Source organism: Sulfurovum sp. (assembly GCF_049668085.1).
Taxonomy (GTDB): Bacteria; Campylobacterota; Campylobacteria; order Campylobacterales; family Sulfurovaceae; genus Sulfurovum.
The window spans coordinates 1-2,245 of sequence record NZ_JBATIY010000141.1; the positions used below are offsets into that span (position 1 = coordinate 1).

The 2,245-nt window shown below is 39.7% G+C and carries 3 protein-coding genes; all 3 read left to right on the plus strand.

The window, feature by feature from the left end; genetic code table 11:
• A partial coding sequence (locus WBM70_RS08900) for a hypothetical protein (protein ID WP_424558156.1) occupies window positions 1-244 on the plus strand: 244 nt, incomplete at its 5' end.
• Window positions 245-392: 148 nt separating this feature from the next.
• Window positions 393-1,718: an ABC transporter substrate-binding protein gene (locus WBM70_RS08905; protein ID WP_424558157.1), complete on the plus strand. Its 1,326-nt coding sequence runs from the start codon at window positions 393-395 to the stop codon at window positions 1,716-1,718.
• Between the two features lie 68 nt (window positions 1,719-1,786).
• Window positions 1,787-2,245: hypothetical protein (locus WBM70_RS08910; protein WP_424558158.1), on the plus strand; the 459-nt coding region annotated here is incomplete at its 3' end.

Below are 2,245 nucleotides of genomic sequence, written 5' to 3' on the forward strand. Positions count from 1 at the left end.
CTATGATGTTGATGAAAGCTTACGTATTGCAGGCGGGGGAAACTTGCTTTTACCGACAAATAATGACTATATGGGGGAATACAGCATCAAAGATATTATCCTTTCTTTGCAATATACATTTGGTGAAAAAACATTCGATGATTTGGTCTATATTGAAGTTTCTCTGCCTAACGGAAAACTGGCAAACGGCAATAGTAGAGATGCCAATATAGCTATTGTACTTCGTTACCTTCTTGATAATTAAAGATAATACATAAAATTTATTATTAATATAGTGAAATGATAATTTTTTATTCTTCTAAATTGTTAAAAATAGGAGTTTTGGTCTAATAAAAGTCGTAAAAGTTTCGTTATACTATAGATGTAAATAATTAAGATGAAAAGGATTTATTATGAACAAAGAAAGTGAAGATTTACTACAGGGTATTATCAAGGGTGATGCAGCATTATCTGCTGCCGGTGCTACAGCTGGTGCGGACGCATTATCTTCCGCTGCCTCAGCTAAAGAAGCAACACTTCCTGAAGAAAAAATGAGTATTGCTCCAGGTACGGAAGATGTTAAAGCAACAACATTCGAAAACACAAAATTCAATACAGTGAAATTAAATTGGAAAGAAGTGTACTACACCAACTGTCCACTTATCTCTGCAAGTAATGTTGACCAGGAACTTGGTTGGACAAGAGAAGAGTTTAAAAAGATCGGTGTAAAGTATGCTTTTCTGCGCGCTACAGAGAAGAATGACTGGTACCCACATTACATTCACAACCTAGACAACTTGATTCGTTTTGGTGGCTTATTCCCACCTATTGCCATTCAGGCGGATATTCGCAAGACAAAGCTTTTGGGTGTAACCCAGGTATATGAAGGCGGTTGTATGATGGTGCGTGCAGAGGAAGACATCTACAAGATGAGTCATCTTAAAGGTAAAAAGATCGGTCTTTCTAAAAGTATGAACCAGGTCAAGAATGACTGGTGGCGTATACAGGAAGAGCAGGGTATCGAATTGATGCTTAAGATGAACGATATGACCCGTGCAGACGTCGAGATCGTAGAGTTCCCATACGCGGATGACTGGTATAACGATCCTAGTATGCTCGCGCCACCAATGGACAACGCATCTGAATTGTGGCTCAAGCGTGACCATAAACATGACCTTGCTTTCCGCCCGCTTGAAACTGCACTGTTAGAAGGTGTTGTTGATGCGATCTATACACAAAGTAAACCATTCCAGCATATTCAGGAGGCAACAGGAAAAATGAAGGCGATAGAAGATCTCTCCAGATATCCTGACTGGACACTTCAGGTAGCCAATGTACCTGCTGCTATTACCTGTACTGCAAAAATGGCAGAAAAACATCCAGAACTTGTTATTGCTTACCTAAAAGGGATGATAAAAGTAGGACGCTGGTCCAATAGAAATAAACGTGCTGCGGCAGAGATTCTTGACAAGCAGACTTTCTATTTGGATGCTGAGGATACCTACCAAGGTATTAAACATTTAGATATGGTACCTAACCTGTCAGCTCAAAACCTGGCTTCAGTCAAGATAGGAAAAGATTTCATGTTTAGTCACGGTTACATCAAAAATGACTTTGATGTCAATGAATGGGCTGCCCCTGAATTCCTTGAACAGGCAGCTAAAGAATTGCTTGAAGATGAATGGGAAAAGCAAGTAGGGGATAAAGACCCTTTGGCCAAGGGTGGACGAGTCGGTTAATTGCGCCTAAAGTCAGATGAAAAATTTATCCTGATCTTTTTGATCAGGATTGAGTGTAAAGGAAATAAATGAATAAAGTGTTAAGTACAGTCGCATTGTTGGCAATTACAGGTAATATGTTGATAGCAGGTGGTGATATTGCACCTGTTGAACCAGTTGTACCTGAAGTAGAAGTAGTGGTGAGTGACAGTTGGGAATATTCTGCCTCTCTTTATCTCTTTATGGCGGATATAGGAGGAGAGACTGCTTTTGGAAATAACTTTACAATGGATTTCAATGATATCATTGATAGTTTGAATTTTGCCTTTATGGGTACACTGGGTGCACAGAAAGGTAAGTGGGGTATTATGGCTGATGTCATGTATCTGGATGTAGAGGATGATGTCAATATTCCCCTGGGTCCATTAGGACTACTGAATATCACGAATGTGGAACTGAAGAACTGGGTTTTCTCACCTATAGTTACCTACCGTGTTATAGAGTCAGACCAGATGAACCTTGATCTTTTAGCTGGTACGCGTTACCTC

Coding starts and splice junctions, on each gene's coding strand:
- WBM70_RS08905 (WP_424558157.1), top strand. CDS start 393: ATGAACAAAGAAAGTGAAGATTTACTACAGGGTATTATCAAGGGTGAT.